The organism is Pseudomonas sp. VE 267-6A (assembly GCF_024126555.1).
GTDB classification, from domain to species: Bacteria; Pseudomonadota; Gammaproteobacteria; order Pseudomonadales; family Pseudomonadaceae; genus Aquipseudomonas; species Aquipseudomonas palmensis.
In genome coordinates, this window is the sequence record NZ_JAMYBY010000004.1 from 175057 (window position 1) to 193078 (window position 18022).

Sequence of the window (18022 nt, forward strand, 5' to 3'; positions counted from 1 at the left end):
CGCGGTGCTTTGCCTATCCTAGGCGCGACAAACACCATCAGCGGAAGATTCATGCGCCTCTCGTTTCCCAGCCGTTATGCCTGCCTGGCGGCGTGCCTCACGTTCAGCCTGGCCAGCCTGCCGTTTCTTGCCACTCACGCCTGGCTCTGGCCATTGACCCTGATCGGCACGCTGCTCTCGCTGGTGGGCCTGAACGACCTGCGCCAGCGCCAGCACGCAGTGCGGCGCAACTACCCGATCCTGGGCAACCTGCGCTACCTGATCGAGACCATCCGACCCGAGATCCGCCAGTACCTGCTCGAAGGCGACGACGACAAGCTGCCCTTCTCCCGCGCGCAGCGCTCGCTGGTGTACGCACGGGCCAAGAACGAAAGCGCCGAGAAAGCCTTCGGCACGCTCAATGACGTGTACCGCCCGGGCTTCGAGTTCATCAGCCATTCGATGCTGCCGGTCAACACCCCCGACCCGGCCTCGTTTCGCATCGCCATCGGCGGCCCGCAATGCCGCCAGCCTTACTCGGCATCGATCTTCAACATTTCGGCCATGAGCTTCGGCGCCCTCAGCGCCAACGCCATCGGCGCGCTGAACAAGGGCGCCAGCCTCGGCCGTTTTGCCCACGACACCGGCGAGGGCAGCATCAGCCCCTACCACCGCGAACATGGCGGCGACCTGATCTGGGAAATCGGCAGCGGCTATTTCGGCTGCCGCGACGCCCACGGCCGCTTCAACCCGCAGCGCTTCGCCGAACAGGCCCGCGACCCGCAGGTGAAGATGATCGAGATCAAGCTCAGCCAGGGCGCCAAGCCCGGCCACGGCGGCATCCTGCCGGGGCACAAGGTGAGCGCCGAGATCGCCGCCACGCGCGGTGTGGCGCCCGGCGAAGACTGCATCTCGCCCGCCGCCCACAGCGCCTTCAGCACGCCGGTGGGGTTGCTCGAGTTCGTGGCGCAGTTGCGCGAGCTGTCCGGCGGCAAACCGGTGGGCTTCAAGTTCTGCCTGGGCCACCCCTGGGAGTTCATGGGCATCGCCAAGGCCATGCTGGCCACCCAGATCGTGCCCGACTTCATCGTGGTCGACGGCAAGGAAGGGGGCACCGGCGCTGCGCCACGCGAATTCAGCGACAACATCGGCGTGCCCATGCGCGAGGGCCTGATGTTCGTGCACAACACCCTGGTGGGCCTGAACCTGCGCCACAAGGTGCGCATCGGCGCCGCCGGCAAGATCGTCAGCGCGTTCGACATCGCCGGCGTGCTGGCCCTGGGCGCCGACTGGGTGAACTCGGCGCGCGGCTTCATGTTCGCCATCGGCTGCATCCAGTCGCAAAGCTGCCACACCAACCAGTGCCCCACCGGCGTGGCCACCCAGGACCCGTTGCGCCAGCGTGCACTGGTGGTGCCCGACAAGGCCGAACGGGTGTTCAGCTTTCATCGCAATACCCTGCATGCGCTGGCCGAGATGCTCGCGGCCGCCGGCCTCGAGCACCCCAGCGAACTCAAGCCCAAGCACCTGGTGCGCCGCGTCAGTGCCAGCGAGATCCGGCTGTTTTCGCAGTTGCACGTGTTCCTCAAGCCCGGCGAATTGCTCAGCGGCTCGATCGACAGCGAATTCTATGCACGGATGTGGCGGATGGCCCGCAGCGACAGCTTCGCGCCGCAATTGCAGGATGCGCCCGTGGCGCCGGCGAATGCGGTACGCCGAAAACAAACAACCCCGGCCTAGGCCGGGGTTGTTTGAAGGTCGAATCGATCAGAGGATGCTGATCGGGTACTCGACGAATACGCGGACTTCGTTGCCGTCTGCGGTGTAGTCGATAGCGTTGAGGTTGTTGGTGCCACGCAGGAACGAGCTACGCAGTTTGACGGACAGGTCCTTGGCAGGGCCTTCCTGAACCACGTACTTGAACTGGTTGAAGATTTCGCGCTCTTTGCCTTCGCCGAAGCCGTGGGTGTTGATGTTGTCACCCGCTACGTATGCAAAGTTGTAGGTCAGACCCGGTACGCCGAAGGCGCTGAAGTCCAGGCCGTAGCCGATCTGCCACGAACGCTCGTCTTCGGCGTTGAAGTCGGACCAGTAGGAGTTGGCCAGGAAGATGGTCGAACCACCGTCACCCACGCCGCGGCGGTTCTGGTACCAGCCGTACTGGTAGCCGGTGTCGCCGGTGTTGCGCTGGTGCGCCAGGGTGATCGAGTGCGGGCCGAAGGCGTAGGTGGCCGCCAGGCTCCAGATGGTGTTGCGGTCACCGGTCAGGCCTGCACGGTTGACGTACTTCTTGTCGATGTCCGACTTGTAGCCGTTGAAATCCAGGGTCAGCGACTGGTCGTCGGAGATGGCGTGGACGTAGTTCAGGCCCAGGTAGTGCTTCTTCAGTACGTCTTCGACGTCGGAGGTGTACAGCGCACCGGTGAAATTCTCGGTGAACTGGTACTTGCCGCCGAACACGTTGATCGACTTCAGACCACCGCTATCGCGACCTTCGGCGCTCTTGCGCGCTTCCTGGGTGTAGCGACCGGCGTTCAGTTCCAGGCCCTTGATCTCCTTGGAGGTGATCGATGTGCCAGTGAAGCTCTCTGGCAGCAGGCGGCCGTCGTCATAGTTCAGCACTGGCAGGGTCGGCATCTGGTCGCCGTATGCCAGTACGGTATTGGAGACGCGGAACTTGATCGCAGCACCGGCACGCGCCAGGTTGTGCGGGGAGTTGCTCGGTTCGGTATCGCTTGGCTTGAAGAAGTCGATACCGGCGCCGCCGTTACGACCCTTGCCGCCGTCCAGGCGGATGGCGTACAGGCCGAAGGCGTCGACGCCCACGCCCACGGTGCCCTGGGTGAAGCCCGACGAGAACTTGCCGATGAAGGCCTGGCCCCACTCGGACTGGTCACTGCTGCCATGCTTCTTGTCACGATTGATGAACGCGTTGCGCAGCAGAACGCTGGCCTTGCTGTCTTCCTGGAAACCGTTCGACGCGGCCTGGTCGTTGGCCATTGCCTGAGTCGCCGCCATAAGCCCCAGCGCGATCAGACTGATCCGTGTTTTCAACATGTTATTTTCCTTATTTCGGAGTGTTTTACGCTCTGCGACCAACGCCAGGAACCACGCCCCCTGCGTGGGTTGACGCTCACGGGTCTGCAAACAAAAAGCCCGCCTGCAACAAGGGTGCAGCGGGCCTTTTCTTGGGACTCTTGGCCGATGGGCCTACAGGCGTTGGGTCCGATCCTAGCCGTGCGTACAAGGCCATGTCAAAAATTCGTGAAAACGACAAGTCATATGGCCATTACGCCGTCTTCAGCGGCGCAGACAAGGCAACCCGCAATCGGTTGCGCCCCGGTGGAAATACCTGGATACGACCGCACCACAACGGTGCGTAAATAGCGCTAACATTTGGGAATGCAAAGCATTACCATTCGCACCCTTTTCATCACCAAGTACCTTTGCCGATGCGTGCCACGCCCGTCCCTTGCCGTCTTTCCCCTGTGTCTCTGGGGCTTTGCGCCCTGTTCAGCTCCAGCCTGGCGTGTGCTGCCAGCACCACGTTGCCCGAGCTGTCGGTAACCGCCGACAGCGACCGGGATGACCCTCGGGTCAAGGAAGTGACCACCGCCACCCGCACCTCCACCCCGGCGCGCTACGTGCCCCAGGCCATCGATTCGATCAAGACCGCCAGCGTGCACGACTACGGCACCCATGACCTGGGCAAGGCCCTGAGCGGCATCCCCAACGTCAGCAACAGCGCCGACACCCGCTTCGACAGCCTGCGCATCCGAGGCTTCGACGCCAGCAATGACTTCTACCTGGACGGCATCCGCGACGACAGCCAGTACGTGCGCGACCTGTACAACATCGAACGGATCGAGGTGCTCAAGGGGCCGGCGGCGGTGCTGTACGGCCGCGGCAGCCAGGGCGGTATCATCAACCGCGTGAGCAAGGCGCCCGAAGCCGGCCGACACTCCAGCATCGAGGCCCAGGGCGGCAGCGACGACCTGCGCAGCCTGTATGCCGACCTCAGTGCCGACCCCAGCGACACCCTCAGCCTGCGCCTGAACATGGGCAACCGAGACAACAACAGCTTCCGCCACGGCATCGACGGCAGCCGCCAGCTGTTCGCGCCTTCGATGAGCTGGCAGCTCAGCCCGGACCTGAACTGGCTGGTGCAGTACGAATACAGCCGCTACAACCGCACGCCCGACCGCGGTATCCCCGGCGATCCGCGCACCGGTCGCCCGGTGGATGTCAGGCGCAGCACCACCTATGGCGACCCGCAGCGCGACTACATCGACGACACCGCGCAGTCGCTGCGCTCGCGCCTGAACTACCAGCTCAACGATGCCTGGCAACTGCGCCATACCCTGGGCCTGTTCCAGCTCGACAGCGACTTCGACAACACCTACCTCACCGGCTACAACGCCAGCACCGGCCTGGTCGGGCGCCAGCGCTGGCAGCAGGACCTGAACACGCGCAACCTGTTCAACACCGTGGAAATCGAAGGCAACGTGTCGACCTTCGGCCTGGAGCACACCCTGCTCACGGGGCTCGAACTGGGCGAGCAGCGCCGTCACTCGCTGCTGCGCAGCGGCAAGGGCGTGCCGGGCGTCGACCTGTTCAACCCGGACCGCGGCCAGCAACACAACGGCGTGCTGGCGGTGTCCAGCAACAACCATACAGACGTGCACAGCCGTGGCCTGTATGTGCAGGACCAGGTCCGCCTGAACGATCAGTGGCAACTGCTCGTGGGCCTGCGCCATGACCGGTTCGAGGTGGACACCACCAGCAAGGTCAGCGGCCTGAGCGAAAAGCAGCAGAGCAACAGCACCAGCCCGCGCCTGGGCGTGGTGTGGACGCCGCTCAGGGACCACGCTTTCTATGCCTCGTGGAGCAAGACCTTTTCGCCGGTGGGCGGCGGCCTGATCGGCATCACCCCGGGGGCGGCGGGCAACGCCAACGAAACCGGGCCTGAACATACCCGGCAGAAGGAGATCGGGGTCAAGAGCGAGTGGCTGGACGAGCGCCTGAGCACCACCCTGGCGGTGTACGAGCTGGAGCTGTACGACCGCCGCAGCCGCGACCCGGACAACGCCGACCGCTACATCCTCACCGGCTTGCAGCGTTCGCGCGGGGTCGAACTGACCGCCACCGGCAAGCTGGGAGGCAACTGGTATGTGCGCGGGGGCATCGGCCTGCAGGACGCCACCATCGTCGAAGACACCGAAGGCAATGCCGGCAACCGCATCAACGACGTGGCGCGGCGCAACGCCAGCCTGTTCGTCACCTGGAAACCGGAAATGGGCTGGTACGCCGAAACGGGTGTGACACTGGTGGGGCAGCGTTATGCCGATACCAAGAACACCATCGTGCTGCCGGGGTATGGCAGCTGGGACGCGCTGGTCGGCTGGCGCACGCAGGATTGGGATGTGCGCGCGGCGCTGAGCAACATTGCCGACAAGACCTACTACAGTTCGGCGACCAGTGCCGGGCAGATCCAGTTCGGTGATCCGCGCAGCCTGGTGGTGACGGGTACCTACAACTTCTAGAACTGCGGTGCTGCCATCGCGGGTCAAGCCCGCTCCCACAAAGACCGCGCCACCCCCTGTGGGAGCGGGCTTGACCCGCGATGAGGCCAGTACAGCCTCCACAAAAAAGGGCACCACCGCAATCGGTGGCGCCCTTTCCAGTTCAGCGGTAGCACACTCCCAGCAGCGCATCGAGCTCTGCCTCGGTGATCAACCCCTGTGGATAACGTTCCACCAGTGCACGTCGTGGATCGGTCTTCCTGACCCGGAGGGTTCCATGGTGTCTCAACCACTGCGCCACTGCCTCAAGCGCCTCGAGGTTCACCACCGACGGGTGCGAAACCGGTTCACTTGTCGCATTCATTTCCACACGTACTCCCCAGAAGTGTGAGCGGCTACCTTAATCAAACTTTGTGACAGAACTGCGCCGTCGTACTTGCTTGAAATACAAGGCAAAACGAATACAAGAGGTGTGCCAGTTGCGTCGCCGGCCATCGCGCAGGCAAAAAAAAGCCCGTCGATGACGGGCTTGATTTGCCAGGCCGCTCTCAGCGCTTGGCAGGGGCGGGTTGCTGCTGGGTCAGGCAATGGATGTTGCCACCGCCCAGCAACAGCTCGCGGCCCGGCACCATGACCACTTCGTGATCGGGGAACAGACGTGCCAGGACCGCTCTGGCCTCGGCATCGGCGGGGTCGTCGAAGCTCGGCGCGATGATCCCGCCGTTGACGATCAGGAAGTTCACGTAGGAACCGGCCAGGCGTACCGACGGGTTGCGCTCCTGGCTGCCGGCCACCAGATCGACCCCGGCGCACTCCTCTTCGGTAGCGTACAACGGGCCCGGGATCGGCATCTTGTGCACCACGAATTCACGGCCCTTGGCATCGCGCTGGCTTTGCAGCACCGCCAGGGCGGCGCGGCAGCGTGCGTAGTTGGGGTCTTGCGAATCATCAGTCCAGGCCAGTAACACTTCGCCCGGGCGAACGTAACAACAGAAGTTGTCCACATGCCCGTCGGTTTCGTCGTTGTACAGGCCCTCGGGCAGCCACACGATGGTGTCCACCGCCAGTTGATCGCGCAGGATCGCCTCGATCTGCTCGCGATTCAGGTGCGGGTTGCGGTTGTGGTTGAGCAGACACTCCTCGGTGGTGATCAGGGTGCCTTCGCCATCCACGTGAATCGAGCCGCCTTCGAGCACGAAGCCCTCGGTGCGGTAACGCTGGCAGCGCTCCATTTCCAGCACCTTGGCCGCCACCTGTTCGTCGCGGTTCCACGGCGCGTACAGGCCGCCCTCGAAGCCGCCCCAGCTGTTGAAGCCCCAGTGCACGCCGCGCACTTCGCCGCTGTCGTTGATCACGAAGGTCGGGCCGGTGTCACGCACCCAGGCGTCGTCGTTGCTGATTTCCACCACACGGATGTTGGGCATGTCCAGTTGCGCACTGGCGTTTTCGTACTGGCCGGCCGACACACCCACGGTGACCGGCTCGAAACGCGCGATGGCCTTGGCCACCGCCACGTGGGCGGCCTGGGCCGGCTTGCCGCCCAGGCGCCAGTTGTCCGGGCGCTCGGGCCACAGCATCCATACCTGGGTTTGCGGTGCCCACTCGGCAGGCATGTGGAAGCCGTCGGCGCGCGGGGTAGTGTTCAGGGTCTTCATGGTCAGGATTCCAGTGAACCGTCGAGGGTTTTGATCGCACCATACAGGTTCGGACGGCGGTCACGGAAGGTGCCCCAGGCGCTGCGCACGTGTTCCAGTTTGTCCAGGTCGAAGCTGTGCACCAGCACGCCCTCTTCGGTCTGGTCCAGTTCCTCGACCTTTTCGCCGAACTGGTTGGCGATGAACGACGAGCCGTAGAAGGTGATGGCGTAGCCGTCCTGTTCTTCGCGGCCGATGCGGTTGCTGGCCACCAGCGGCATCAGGTTGGCGCCGGCGTGCCCCTGCTGCACACGCTGCCAGTGCTCGCGGGAGAGGATATTGGCATCGTGCGGTTCGCTGCCGATGGCGGTGGGGTAGAACAAAATCTCCGCGCCCAGCAGCGCCATGCTGCGGGCGCACTCGGGGAACCACTGGTCCCAGCAGATGCCCACGCCGATCTTGGCGTAGCGGGTCTGCCACACCTTGAAGCCGGTGTCGCCGGGGTTGAAGTAGTACTTCTCGTGGTAGCCGGGGCCGTCGGGGATGTGGCTCTTGCGGTACACGCCCAGGTTGCTGCCGTCGGCGTCGATGATCGCGATGCTGTTGAAGCGGGCGCGGCCGGCCAGCTCGTAGTAGCTGATGGGCAGCACCACCTGCAGCTCCCTGGCGAGCGTCTGGAAGTGCGCGATGGCTGCGTTGGTTTCGGTGGGCGTAGCCAGTTGCAGGTAGTCGGCGTTGGGCTTCTGGCAGAAGTACGGGGTTTCGAACAGTTCCTGGATCAGGATGATCTGCGCGCCCTTGGCGGCGGCTTCGCGCACCAGCTTTTCGGCGGTGGCGAGATTTGCCTGGCGGTCCCAGGAACAAGCCATCTGGGTGGCGGCGACGGTGACGGTACGGCTCATGGGAACCTCCTTGGGAAGGTACAAGGGAAGACGATGAGCACTTTATAGCCGATAAATATCGGCTTTAAAAGCCAAAAATAATTAAACCTCTCAGGTTCGCCCGATTATTAATCGATATTAATCGACGCAAGGGAGGGTTCGTTGACTGCTTCGCTGGCAAGCCAGCGAATGCAGGACAGCGCCCTCCCGACTCCGCCGCTACACCCCCTGCGTCAACACCCGCTCCACACTGTCCACAAAGAAATCCACGCTCGCCCGCGTAGTGCACATGGGCGGCTTGATCTTGAGGATGTTCAGGTAGTCACCGGTCGGCTGCATGAAGATGCCCAGCTCGCGCAGACGCTCGCACAGCGCCGCCGTCTCTTCGGTGGCCGGTTCCAGGCTGACGGCATTGCGCACCAGCTCCAGGCCCAGGTAGAACCCCGACCCATGCACCGCACCCGCCAGCGGATACTTATCGACAAGCGCCTGCAGACGCGCCTTGAAGTACCCACCCACCTCGCGCGCGTTGTCCCACAGGCCCTCCTCCTCCATCACGTCCAGCACCGCCATGCCGATACGGCAGCTCACCGGGCTGCCACCGGCCGACGAGAAGAAGTAACCCTCGGCCTCCAGCGCCTCGGCGATCTCGCGCCGGGTGATCACTGCGCCCAGCGGCTGGCCGTTGCCCATGCCCTTGGCCATGGTGATGATATCCGGCACCACACCCTGCTGCTCGAAGCCCCAGAAGTACTCGCCCAGCCGCCCGTACCCCACCTGCACCTCGTCGGCGATGCATACCCCGCCCCGCGCGCGCACCCTGGCATACACCTGCTGCAGATACCCCGCCGGCAACGGGATGCCACCGGCATTGCCGTACACCGGCTCGCAGATGAACCCCGCCAGCTGACGCTCGCCGATCTCGGCCAGGCGTTCGTCGACATCGCGCACATAGTCGGCGGTGGTGTCCTGCCCACGGTACTTGCCGCGGTAGGTGTTCGGTGCGGTCACCGGGTGCACCCAGTCGGGCCGAGTGCTCAATGCCTGCGGGTTGTCGGCGATGGAGGTCGAGATGGCATCGGTGGCCACCGACCAGCCGTGGTACGCCTCCAGCACGCTGAGCATGTCGCGCCCACCGCTGGCCGCCCACGCCAGGCGGATCGCCAGGTCGTTGGCCTCGGTGCCGCTGTTGACCAGGAACACCCGGTCCATCCCCGGCGGCGCCAGCGCCAGCAGGCGCTCGGAAAACTCGGCGATGGCCGCATAGTGAAAGCGCGAGTTGGTGTTGAGCAGCGACCACTGGCGCGCCGACTCGCTCACCATGCGCGGGTGCCCATGGCCCAGCACCGCGACGTTGTTGAGCATGTCCAGGTACGAGCGCCCCTGCATGTCGATCAGGTAGTTGCGCCAGCCGCGCTCGATATGTGGCGGCTGCTGGTAGTAGTGCTTCTGCGAGCGCGCGAAGCTGGCATCGCGACGCGCCAGCAGGGCATGCGGGTCGGGCAGTGGCGCGGCGTCGCAGTCAAAGCCCAGCAGCGCAGCCGGCGAAGGGCACAGCGCCTGCCATGCCAGCGCGCGCGAAGGCGCGACGAAGTTCGGCGGTTGCAGGCCGGCCACGCGGCACAGCTGCACCTCGAGCTCGGTGGCGTGCCCCAGCGGCTCGCCCTGGGCGATGACCGCGCCCGATGCGGGGCTTTGCACCACCCCGCGCAGCCACAGGCTGGAGGCGTCACCTTCAAGGCACGCCCAGCCCTGCTCGCCGTGGCGCCAGGTGCCGGCAAACGGCGCCACCAGCGCACTGTCCACGGGCAGGTGCAGCTCCACGTGCAGCGCACAGGTGTGCGGTTCCAGCGGGTTGTCGATATGGGTCTGCGACAGGCGGTACTGGGCATACAACGTGCTGGCCGGCGCCGCATGGGTACGCAGCAGGTGCTGGTCGATGCCGGGCTGCTGCCAGTTGCCGGCGCTGAAGTGCTCGCTCAGCACGCCAAGATCGACCCGCGCCACAGCCTGGTCGCGCAACCCCGGCAGCAGCATGCCCGTGGCCGGCAGCGGCGCGGGCGCAAGGCCGGCCAGTTGCATGATCGCCGCCTCCATCAATGCAAACGGCACACCGGCTGCCACCTCGAAGATCTGCCACTCATGCGCCAGGTTGTCGCGGCTGTAGGTGTTGCCGGGGTCGACGCCCACCTGCTGCTCGCCACTGAGCACCAGCACCGCCGCGCGCGCCACGATCATCGGCCATAGCGCTCGCAGCTCGGCCTCGTGCAGCGGGTTGAGCGCATGATAGGCAGCGATGGCCGGCAGGATGCGCAGCGGGTCGCCGTCGACATGATGCAGCAGCGCCGCGCAGGTCACCGACAGGTCGGCGATGCGCCAGGTGTGCAGCAGGTCGCCGAAATCGATCACCCCCTGCAACTGCCACTCGCGTGCGCCATCGCGCTGCCACACGGCGTTGTCATCGGTAATGTCCAGGTGCACCGCCTGCATCGGCAGCTGCGCCAGCAACGGCTCGAGCGCCACGCGGGCCTGCTCGGCAACGGCCTGCACCCGCACCTTGCGCGGTCCGTCGGCCAGCACCGGGAGCAGGTGGGCGATCACCGCCTGGGCATGGCGCGGGTCCCATTGCAGGGTGCGCTCCAGCCCGGGGTGGGTGAAGTCCGCCAGCGCCAGGTCGACCCGTGCACACAGCGCCCCCAGCTCGTGCATCAGGCGCGGCGCCATGTACGGCAGGCGGGTCAGGGTCTGGCCCTCGATGTAGGTGAGCACCCGGGCGCGCACCGGCTGGCCGTCGATCGTCAGTGCCAGCAACGGCTCGCCACCGTTGGCACGACGAACGGCCGGTACCGGCACACCCTGACGGTGCAGGTGCTCCAGCGCCGCATGCTGGGCTTCAAGCTCCTGCTGCGCATAGTCGCCATGGCAGACCTTGAGCACGAAGCGCCCGTGGGGCGTATCGACGCGAAAGTTCAGGTCCTGCTGGCTGCCCAGTGGCTGCAGCGTGCCTTGCAGCCCGTAATGCGCCTGCAGCAGCTGCGCCGCCTGGGCCGGGTCGAGATCGGGGCATGGCAGGCTGGCGCGGTGAATGAGGGTGTTCAGCGACATGGAGAAGGCCTCGATTTTTTTTGTCGCTTATATCGCCACCGCTGCTGCCGATAAGCAAGGGGAGTGACGAAGGGAAAGAATTGAACGTATTCTGACCCGCCGTCGATTTCGCCCTCCAACCCCGGGACAGACGCTTGAAGCAGGTTGCCATCCTCCAATCCAACTACATTCCCTGGAAGGGGTACTTCGACCTGATTGCGGCCGTGGACGAGTTCATCGTCTACGACGACATGCAGTACACCAAGAACGACTGGCGCAACCGCAACCGCATCAAGACCCCCAACGGCCTGGAGTGGCTGACCATCCCGACAGGGCAGAACATCAACCGGCGCATCCGCGACGTCGAGCTGGCCCCGGGCAACTGGCAGGCCAAGCACTGGAAGAGCCTGGTGGCCAACTACGCCAAGGCGCCTTGCTGGCACGAAGTGGCCGCATGGCTGCAACCGCTGTACCTGGACCGCCAGCACCGCAACCTGAGCGAGCTCAACGTGCTGCTGATACAGGCCGTGTGCGACTACCTGGGCATCACCACGCGCATCACCCGCTCGTGGGACTACACCCTGGGCGAAGGCAAGACCGAACGTCTGGTCAATCTGTGCCAGCAGGCCGGAGCCACGCACTATGTGTCCGGGCCGGCAGCCAGGGACTACCTTGATGAGCGCCAGTTCGCCGACAGCGCCATCGAGCTCAGCTGGTTCGACTATGACGGCTATCCCACCTATCCACAGCAATGGGGCGATTTCAGTCACGCGGTCAGCATTCTCGACCTGCTGTTCAACTGCGGGCCCCGCGCCGCGCACTACATGAGGTATGCCCCACGATGACCCGCGACATTTCCACCCCACGTCCACCTCTCGGCAGCCTGGTCATCGGCAGCACCTCCGTGATCGGCCAGGCCATCGCCCACGGCCTGGCGCAACTGGGCCCGGTGCAGACCGCAGGGCGGCGTGATGCCGACGTGTTCTTCGACCTGAGCCAGCCCGACCGCGTACCCGCCAGCGTGCCGCCGTTCGACGTGGTGGTACTGGCCGCCGCCGACTTTGGCGGCCCCGGCATCGACGACCTGATCCGCGCCGAGCAGGTCAACGCGGTCGGCACGCTGGCCGCCTGCCAACTGGCACAACGCAGCGGGGCCAGGCACCTGATACTGATTTCGTCTGTTTCAGCCAGCTACATGCCCCATAACATCTACTACAGCATCTACTCGCTATCCAAACGCCACTCCGAGGAGCTCGCCAGCCTGTTCTGCAGCGCGCACGGCATCGCCCTGACCATCCTGCGCCCCAGCCAGGTGTATGACGCCGCCGGTGCCTGCCGCACCCATCAGCCGCTGCTGTATGCCTTCGCCGACCAGGCCCAGGCCGGCAACGACATCAGCCTGTTCGGCAACAACGACGCGCGGCGCAACTACCTGCACCTGGACGACCTGGTGCAGATCTGCACCCGTGTGGCCGCCACCACGACCACCGGGCTGTTCAACTGCGTCCACCCCGACAGCCCTGCACTGAGCGAAATCGCCCAGGCCGCGTTGTCCGCCTTCGGCCAGCAGGGCCAGGTGCGCTTTCTGCGCGACAAGCCGGATGTGCCCGACCTGCCAGCGCAGCTGCTCGACCCGGCGTTGCACGCCGCCATCGACTTCATGCCGCAGGTGAATATCCACCAGGGTTTCGAAATGATCCGACAGCATCGGGAGTGCACGGCATGAGCACGGTCATGGTTACCGGCGTGGGCGCCATCATGGGCTACGGCCTGCTCAAGTCGTTGCGTGCCAGCGACCCGGCCGTGGTGCTGGTAGGCACCGATATCTACGACGATGCCGCCGGCAGGGCCTGGTGCGACGCCTTCGCGCAGGCGCCCCTGACCGCCAGCGCCGACTACCCGGCGTGGCTCGAACGGGTGGTCAGGCAGCACGCGGTCGACCTGGTGATACCTGGCATCGAGCAGGACCTGCACTGGTTTTCGGACCACCGTGAACAGGTGGCGCAACTGGGCTGTGGCGTGGTGCTCAACAGCCGAGCGCTGATCGATCTGTCCCGCGACAAGTGGGCAATGGACCAGGCGCTGGCCGCCGCCGACGAGCCGGCGCGAATCCCCAGCTACCTGTCGGGCAGTTTCGCCGAGCTGGTCCGGACCCTGGGCCTGCCCTTCCTGCTCAAGCCTCGTCGCAGTTATGCCTCCAAGGGCCTGGTGTGGGTACAAAGCGCCAGCGACTTCGAACCCCATGCGCACCTGCTGGGCGAGGTGCTGATGGCCCAACCGATCATCGGCAGCGCCGAGCAGGAGTTCACCGTGGCGGTGTTCGGCGATGGCGAAGGCGGCAGCTTCGGGTCGATCACCCTGCAGCGCAAGCTGGCCGCCGACGGTTCAACCGCCAAGGCCTGGGTGCGCCAGGAGGCTTCGCTGGATGAAGTGGTGGCGCGCCTGTGTGCACACTTCAGGCCCGTGGGCCCGACCAACCTGCAGTTTCGCCGCGACGCCGACGGCAGCTGGAAACTGCTGGAGATCAACCCGCGTATCTCCTCCACCAGCTCCATGCGCCGGGCCTTCGGCTACAACGAGGCGGCCATGTGCCTGGACTTCTTCCTGAACCGCAAGGCGCCCCCTACCCCCGAGATCCGACCGGGGTTCGCGGTGCGCTACATCGAGGAGCTCGTGGTCCATGATCGGGATCATTTCTGATATCCACGGCAACTTCGTCGCACTCTCGGCGGTGCTCGACGAGCTGGAGCGCCTGGGCGTGTCGCAGATCATCTGCCTGGGCGACACGGCCGGGTACTACTGCCAGATCAACGAGTGCTGCGACGCGCTGCGCGAACGCGGCATCTTCAGCCTGATGGGCAACCACGACTGGTACCTGTCGAGCAACACGCCCTGCCCACGCTCCAACAGTGCCAACGCCTGCCTGGATTACCAGAAGGGCATCCTCACGGCCGCCAACGCGGCATGGCTCGCGGCATTGCCCGCACGCGGCCGGCAACACGGCATCGAGCTGGTGCACGGCGGCTGGAACGACCCCATCGAAGAGTACCTGCGCCCCTCGCAGGCGTATTTCGAGGCGCTGCCCGGCACGCACTTCGCCTCGGGCCACACCCATGTGCAGATGCTCTGGCAGGGTCGCGGCAAGGTCTACTGCAACCCCGGATCGGTCGGCCAGCCACGCGACGGCGACCCGCGTGCAGCCTTCGCCACCTGGCACGCCGGCCAGTTCACCCTGCACCGTGTGGCCTACGACATCCCGCGCATGCAGCAGGCGATGAGCGACGCCGGGTTCACCGCGTACTTTTCCGACAACCTGCCCCTCGGCGCGCAGATCGGCGGCAGGATCAGCCACTATTAACTACGCGGGCATCCGGCCGATAGCCTGACGTCGGCCAGCGCTGCGTTGCCCTTGCACCGGCCGGCGCCTGGCGACAAGCTACGAGCCACCTGAACACCACCCGCTGCACCAAAGGCCATTCGACATGCGCATACTCATCACCGGCGGTGCCGGCTTCATCGGTTCGGCGCTGGTCCGCCACCTGATCGAGCACACCGACCACCACGTGCTCAACCTGGACAAGCTGACCTACGCCGGCAACCTGGAGTCGCTGCACAGCATCGCCAGCAACACCCGCTACGAGTTCGTGCAGGCCGATATCGTCGACCAGGCCACGGTGAGCGCGGTGCTGGAGCGCTTCCGGCCCCAGGCGATCATGCACCTGGCAGCCGAGTCGCATGTCGACCGCTCCATCGACGGGCCGGCGGCGTTCATCCAGACCAACATCGTCGGCACCTACAGCCTGCTCGAAGCCACCCGCGCCTACTGGGGCACGCTGCCGGCCGCCGAGCGCGAGGCGTTTCGCTTCCATCACGTGTCCACCGACGAGGTATATGGCGACCTGCATGGGGTCGAAGACCTGTTCACCGAAACCACCCCCTACGCACCCAGTTCGCCCTACTCGGCGAGCAAGGCCGCGTCCGACCACCTGGTGCGCGCCTGGCAGCGCACCTACGGGCTGCCGGTGCTGCTGACCAACTGCTCGAACAACTACGGGCCGTACCACTTCCCGGAAAAACTCATCCCGCTGGTGATCCTCAACGCCCTGGCGGGCAAGCCGCTGCCGGTGTACGGCAACGGCCAGCAGGTGCGCGACTGGCTGTTCGTCGAGGACCATGCCCGCGCCCTGCTCAAGGTGGTCACCGCAGGTGAGGTAGGCCAGACCTACAACATCGGCGGGCACAACGAGCAGACCAACCTCGGGGTGGTGCACGCCATCTGCGCACTGCTCGAAGAGCTGGCCCCCGCACACCCGGCGGGCGTGGCGCGCTATGCCGACCTGATCACCTTCGTACAGGACCGCCCCGGCCACGACCTGCGCTACGCCATCGACGCCGGCAAGATCGAGCGCGAGCTGGGCTGGCGCCCTGAAGAAACCTTCGCCACCGGCCTGCGCAAGACCGTGCAGTGGTACCTGGATAACCTGGAGTGGTGCCGCCATGTGCAGGACGGCAGCTACCAGGGCCAGCGCCTGGGCAACAGCGATTTCAAGGACCTGATTGCATGACCAAAGGCATCGTACTGGCAGGCGGCTCCGGCACGCGCCTGCACCCCATCACCCTGGGCATTTCCAAACAGCTGCTGCCGGTATACGACAAGCCGATGATCTACTACCCGATCTCGGTGCTGATGCTGGCCGGCATCCGCGAGATCCTGATCATCTCCACCCCTCACGACCTGCCACACTTTCGTCAGCTGTTGGGCGACGGCAGCCAGTTCGGGGTGCACTTCGAGTATGCCGAGCAGCCCTCGCCCGACGGCCTGGCCCAGGCGTTCCTGATCGGCGAATCGTTCATCGGTGACGACTCGGTGTGCCTGATCCTGGGCGACAACGTGTTCCACGGCCAGCGTTTCACCGAGCAACTGCTGCGCGCCGCCGCCCACTCCAGCGGCGCAACGGTGTTCGGCTATTGGGTCAAGGACCCGGAGCGTTTCGGCGTGATCGAGTTCGACGCGGCAGGCAACGCCTTGTCGATCGAAGAAAAGCCCGCGCAGCCCAGGTCCAGCTACGCGGTCACCGGCCTGTACTTCTACGACAACGACGTGGTGCGCATCGCCCGCGACATCAAGCCTTCGCCGCGTGGGGAGCTTGAGATCACCGATGTCAACAATGCCTACCTGCGCCGTGGCGACCTGCGCGTGGAGCGCTTCGGGCGTGGCTTCGCCTGGCTCGACACCGGCACCCACGACAGCCTGCTGGAGGCCTCGCAGTACGTGCAGACCATCGAGCATCGCCAGGGCCTGAAGGTCGCCTGCCTTGAAGAGATCGCCTTCCAGCAGGGCTGGATCTGCCAGGAGCGTCTGCTGGAACGGGCCAAGGCCTTCGGCAAGACCGGCTACGGCCAGTACCTGTACGGCCTGACCGGAGACCAGCAATGGAAGTGATCGCCACCGCGCTACCGGACGTGCTGATCCTCGAGCCCAGGGTGTTCGGCGATGACCGCGGGTTCTTCTACGAGAGCTTCAACGCCCAGGCCTTCAGGACCGGAACCGGCATCGATGCACAGTTCGTGCAGGACAATCATTCGCGCTCGCTGCGCGGCGTGCTGCGCGGCCTGCACTATCAGGTGCACAACCCCCAGGGCAAGCTGGTGCGCGTGACCCAGGGCGAGGTGCTGGACGTGGCGGTGGATATCCGCCGCAGCTCGCCGACCTTCGGGCAATGGGTGGCGGTACACCTGTCGGCCGCCAACCACCGGCAGGTGTGGATCCCCCAGGGGTTTGCCCACGGTTTCCGGGTGCTCAGCGACAGCGCCGAGTTCCTGTACAAGACCACCGACTACTACAACCCGAGCGCCGAGCGCTGCATTCGCTGGGACGACCCGCAGCTGGCCATCGACTGGCAACTGGACGCACCGCCGCAGCTGTCGGCCAAGGATCAGGTCGGCCAGTTGCTCAAGGACGCCGACCTGTTCCCATGAAAATCCTCATCACCGGGCGCAATGGCCAGCTAGCCCAGGCCCTGCAGCAGCGCCTGGCCGGGTTGGGCCAGGTGCATGTACTGGGCCGCGAACAGCTTGACCTGGCCGAGCCCGAACGCATCCGCCAGGTAGTACGCGAGCTGAGCCCCGACCTGCTGGTGAACGCCGCCGCCTATACCGCAGTCGACCAGGCCGAAAACGAACCTGCGCTGGCCTTCGCCATCAACGCCACTGCACCCGGCGTACTTGCCGAGGAGGCCGCACGGCTGGGCGTACCGCTGCTGCACTACTCCACCGACTACGTGTTCGACGGCAGCAAGGCCACGCCCTACACCGAAGACGACGCGCCCAACCCCCTGAGCGTGTACGGACGCAGCAAGCTGGCTGGCGAGCAGGCCATCCATGCCGTGGGCGGCGCGCACCTGACACTGCGCACCAGTTGGGTGTACTCGTTGCACGGGCGCAATTTTCTGCTGACCATGCAGCGTCTGCTGCAGGAAAAACCGCAGCTGCGCGTGGTCGCCGACCAGATCGGTGCACCGACCTGGGCCGGTAGCCTGGCCGCCAGCACCCTGGCGTTGATCCAGCGCTGGCAGGCCGGGCAGGCGGGTGCGTGGGGCACCTACCACATGACCGCGCAGGGCCAGACCTCCTGGTTCGGTTTCGCCCAGGCCATCGGCGAGCATCTGAAGGCTCAGGGCAGGCCCTGCGCGCAGCTGCTGCCGATCCCGTCCAGCGAATACCCGACCCCGGCGCAGCGCCCACTGAACTCGCGCCTGGACTGCAGCCGCCTGCGCCAGCAGTGGCAGGTGGAGCAGCCAGACTGGCGTCAAGCGCTGATCGAGTGCCTGAAGTAGCGCATAATGCGCCCAACGTTTCTGCGCCCTTTGCGACGCCATCGCGGGTCAAGCCCGCTCCCACGGGATAATCAATGACCTTGTGG

Annotated in this window: 15 protein-coding genes; 10 read left to right on the top strand and 5 right to left on the bottom strand. The window is 65.4% G+C overall.

The window, feature by feature from the left end; all coding sequences use genetic code 11:
- The first annotated feature begins 51 nt into the window (after positions 1-51).
- Positions 52-1719, top strand: a complete 1668-nt coding sequence (locus NJH59_RS05890; protein WP_043861663.1) for an FMN-binding glutamate synthase family protein — start codon at positions 52-54, stop codon at positions 1717-1719.
- 27 nt (positions 1720-1746) lie between these two features.
- Here the strand turns inward: NJH59_RS05890 and NJH59_RS05895 are convergent, their stop codons facing one another.
- The gene (locus NJH59_RS05895; RefSeq protein WP_043861662.1) at positions 1747-3036 is read right to left on the bottom strand and encodes an OprD family porin; all 1290 of its coding nucleotides are present in this window, start codon (positions 3034-3036) and stop codon (positions 1747-1749) included.
- Between the two features lie 395 nt (positions 3037-3431).
- Here NJH59_RS05895 and NJH59_RS05900 point away from each other — a divergent pair, with 395 nt between their 5' ends.
- Positions 3432-5522: a TonB-dependent siderophore receptor gene (locus NJH59_RS05900; RefSeq protein WP_253086514.1), complete on the top strand. Its 2091-nt coding sequence runs from the start codon at positions 3432-3434 to the stop codon at positions 5520-5522.
- 142 nt (positions 5523-5664) lie between these two features.
- On the opposite strand, the gene NJH59_RS05905 is transcribed toward NJH59_RS05900, so the two are convergent.
- From NJH59_RS05905 to NJH59_RS05920, 4 genes are all read right to left on the bottom strand, one after another.
- Positions 5665-5865, bottom strand: a complete 201-nt coding sequence (locus NJH59_RS05905; RefSeq protein ID WP_253086515.1) for a hypothetical protein — start codon at positions 5863-5865, stop codon at positions 5665-5667.
- Between the two features lie 184 nt (positions 5866-6049).
- Positions 6050-7156, bottom strand: a complete 1107-nt coding sequence (gene aguA, locus NJH59_RS05910) for an agmatine deiminase (RefSeq protein ID WP_054915931.1) — start codon at positions 7154-7156, stop codon at positions 6050-6052.
- A 2-nt stretch (positions 7157-7158) separates the two neighbouring features.
- Complete coding sequence (gene aguB / locus NJH59_RS05915; RefSeq protein WP_043861659.1) at positions 7159-8037, bottom strand: N-carbamoylputrescine amidase; 879 nt, start codon at positions 8035-8037, stop codon at positions 7159-7161.
- Between the two features lie 198 nt (positions 8038-8235).
- On the bottom strand, positions 8236-11121 hold the full coding sequence (locus NJH59_RS05920; RefSeq protein WP_253086516.1) for an aminotransferase: 2886 nt from the start codon (positions 11119-11121) through the stop codon (positions 8236-8238).
- A 134-nt stretch (positions 11122-11255) separates the two neighbouring features.
- Here NJH59_RS05920 and NJH59_RS05925 point away from each other — a divergent pair, with 134 nt between their 5' ends.
- The 8 genes from NJH59_RS05925 to rfbD all read left to right on the top strand — a co-directional run bounded on the left by NJH59_RS05925 (position 11256) and on the right by rfbD (position 17936).
- Positions 11256-11945 (top strand): WbqC family protein, encoded by a 690-nt coding sequence (locus NJH59_RS05925; RefSeq protein WP_253086517.1) that lies wholly within the window; start codon positions 11256-11258, stop codon positions 11943-11945.
- Positions 11942-12826, top strand: a complete 885-nt coding sequence (locus NJH59_RS05930) for an NAD(P)-dependent oxidoreductase (protein WP_253086518.1) — start codon at positions 11942-11944, stop codon at positions 12824-12826. The genes NJH59_RS05925 and NJH59_RS05930 overlap by 4 nt, the downstream gene beginning before the upstream one ends.
- A complete protein-coding gene (locus NJH59_RS05935; protein ID WP_054915926.1) occupies positions 12823-13800 on the top strand; it encodes an ATP-grasp domain-containing protein in 978 nt (325 codons plus the stop codon). The genes NJH59_RS05930 and NJH59_RS05935 overlap by 4 nt, the downstream gene beginning before the upstream one ends.
- On the top strand, positions 13781-14458 hold the full coding sequence (locus NJH59_RS05940; protein WP_043861653.1) for a metallophosphoesterase family protein: 678 nt from the start codon (positions 13781-13783) through the stop codon (positions 14456-14458). Before NJH59_RS05935 ends, NJH59_RS05940 begins: the two co-directional genes overlap by 20 nt.
- Positions 14459-14582: 124 nt before the next feature.
- A complete protein-coding gene (gene rfbB, locus NJH59_RS05945; RefSeq protein ID WP_253086519.1) occupies positions 14583-15665 on the top strand; it encodes a dTDP-glucose 4,6-dehydratase in 1083 nt (360 codons plus the stop codon).
- Positions 15662-16543 (top strand): glucose-1-phosphate thymidylyltransferase RfbA, encoded by an 882-nt coding sequence (rfbA, locus tag NJH59_RS05950; RefSeq protein WP_054915924.1) that lies wholly within the window; start codon positions 15662-15664, stop codon positions 16541-16543. Before rfbB ends, rfbA begins: the two co-directional genes overlap by 4 nt.
- A complete protein-coding gene (rfbC, locus tag NJH59_RS05955; RefSeq protein ID WP_253086520.1) occupies positions 16534-17079 on the top strand; it encodes a dTDP-4-dehydrorhamnose 3,5-epimerase in 546 nt (181 codons plus the stop codon). The genes rfbA and rfbC overlap by 10 nt, the downstream gene beginning before the upstream one ends.
- Positions 17076-17936, top strand: a complete 861-nt coding sequence (gene rfbD, locus NJH59_RS05960; RefSeq protein ID WP_054915923.1) for a dTDP-4-dehydrorhamnose reductase — start codon at positions 17076-17078, stop codon at positions 17934-17936. Before rfbC ends, rfbD begins: the two co-directional genes overlap by 4 nt.
- The last annotated feature ends 86 nt before the right edge of the window (positions 17937-18022 follow it).

Bases quoted from the DNA above. Each gene is read 5' to 3' on its own strand.
- rfbD (WP_054915923.1), top strand. From the start codon at position 17,076: ATGAAAATCCTCATCACCGGGCGCAATGGCCAGCTAGCCCAGGCCCTG.
- aguB (WP_043861659.1), bottom strand. From the start codon at position 8,037: ATGAGCCGTACCGTCACCGTCGCCGCCACCCAGATGGCTTGTTCCTGG.
- NJH59_RS05935 (WP_054915926.1), top strand. From the start codon at position 12,823: ATGAGCACGGTCATGGTTACCGGCGTGGGCGCCATCATGGGCTACGGC.
- NJH59_RS05890 (WP_043861663.1), top strand. From the start codon at position 52: ATGCGCCTCTCGTTTCCCAGCCGTTATGCCTGCCTGGCGGCGTGCCTC.
- aguA (WP_054915931.1), bottom strand. From the start codon at position 7,156: ATGAAGACCCTGAACACTACCCCGCGCGCCGACGGCTTCCACATGCCT.
- rfbC (WP_253086520.1), top strand. From the start codon at position 16,534: ATGGAAGTGATCGCCACCGCGCTACCGGACGTGCTGATCCTCGAGCCC.
- NJH59_RS05895 (WP_043861662.1), bottom strand. From the start codon at position 3,036: ATGTTGAAAACACGGATCAGTCTGATCGCGCTGGGGCTTATGGCGGCG.
- rfbB (WP_253086519.1), top strand. From the start codon at position 14,583: ATGCGCATACTCATCACCGGCGGTGCCGGCTTCATCGGTTCGGCGCTG.
- NJH59_RS05905 (WP_253086515.1), bottom strand. From the start codon at position 5,865: ATGAATGCGACAAGTGAACCGGTTTCGCACCCGTCGGTGGTGAACCTC.
- NJH59_RS05900 (WP_253086514.1), top strand. From the start codon at position 3,432: ATGCGTGCCACGCCCGTCCCTTGCCGTCTTTCCCCTGTGTCTCTGGGG.
- rfbA (WP_054915924.1), top strand. From the start codon at position 15,662: ATGACCAAAGGCATCGTACTGGCAGGCGGCTCCGGCACGCGCCTGCAC.
- NJH59_RS05930 (WP_253086518.1), top strand. From the start codon at position 11,942: ATGACCCGCGACATTTCCACCCCACGTCCACCTCTCGGCAGCCTGGTC.
- NJH59_RS05920 (WP_253086516.1), bottom strand. From the start codon at position 11,121: ATGTCGCTGAACACCCTCATTCACCGCGCCAGCCTGCCATGCCCCGAT.
- NJH59_RS05940 (WP_043861653.1), top strand. From the start codon at position 13,781: ATGATCGGGATCATTTCTGATATCCACGGCAACTTCGTCGCACTCTCG.